At 71.8% G+C, this 412-nt stretch carries 1 protein-coding gene; it reads left to right on the top strand.

Annotation, left to right across the window (positions count from 1 at the left end; translation table 11 throughout):
* Nucleotides 1-412, top strand: a 412-nt coding sequence (locus FLQ44_RS22905) for a dienelactone hydrolase family protein (protein ID WP_206209134.1), incomplete at both ends; no start/stop codon positions are given.

Raw genomic sequence — 412 nt, forward strand, 5'->3', positions numbered from 1 at the left:
CCCAGCAGGTGGCCGCGGACGACGCGCGGCTGCGCACGGAGTACCGCGACTTCGACTCGCCGCAGGGCCATGGCAAGGGGCGCGGCTATCTGGCCCAGCCAGCCGAGCCTGCGGGCCCGCTGCCCAGCGTGCTGGTGGTGCACGAGAACCGCGGCTTGAACCCGCATATCGAGGACGTTGCGCGCCGCCTGGCCCTTGCCGGCTATCGCGCCTTCGCGCCCGACGCGCTGTTCACCCTCGGCGGCTATCCCGGCGACGAGGACTCGGCGCGCGCCCTGTTCCCTCAGCTCGACCAGGCCAAGTGCCGCGAGGATTTCGTCGCAGCCTCACGCTGGCTGCTGGCGCTCGAGGGCGGCAACGGCAAGCTTGGCGCCACCGGCTTCTGCTATGGCGGCGCGATCGTCAACCTGCT

The sequence above is a fragment of the Vogesella mureinivorans genome, from assembly GCF_007644035.1.
Taxonomy (GTDB): domain Bacteria; phylum Pseudomonadota; class Gammaproteobacteria; order Burkholderiales; family Chromobacteriaceae; genus Vogesella; species Vogesella mureinivorans.